We start from the raw sequence: 416 nt of genomic DNA, 5'->3' as shown, positions 1-416 counted from the left end.
CCGTTGTAGGCATAGGTGAATTCAACATTCCCATCTTCGCCCTTCGGCACGGAGAAGATGTTGTCCAGTGCGTCTCCGCTGGTGAAGTTGAAGTTGCTGGATGCCAGAAGGCTGCTGATATCGACACCGTCCGGAATATCGCCTTCCGAATAGGCCGGCGAACCATCGCCTTCGACCGAGATATAGAGCGTGTCGCCCAGATCCGGATCGTCGACCACGATGTTGCCGCTCAATTCGCCGATATTCTGCGGATTGGCGTTGAGTTCTTCGTCGACTGCGAAGTCAAGAACGCTCTGCTCGACGAGGATTTCCGGCTGGTCGTTGGTGCCGATGATCGTCACGGTGATCGGACGCTCGACGAAGGAGTCCGGGTCATTCGTGTCCTGAACCCGAAGCGTGTAGTCGATCGTCAGAAC

1 protein-coding gene is annotated in these 416 nt (G+C 56.2%); it reads right to left on the bottom strand.

The window, feature by feature from the left end; all coding sequences use genetic code 11:
- Positions 1 to 416, bottom strand: a 416-nt coding sequence (locus tag Q666_RS66310) for a hypothetical protein (RefSeq protein WP_035909783.1), incomplete at both ends; no start/stop codon positions are given.

This window comes from Labrenzia sp. C1B70 (assembly GCF_000475395.1).
Taxonomy (GTDB): Bacteria; Pseudomonadota; Alphaproteobacteria; order Rhizobiales; family Stappiaceae; genus Roseibium; species Roseibium algicola.
Note: the sequence above shows the minus strand (reverse complement) of the source record. Positions and strands in the feature narration are given on the sequence as shown.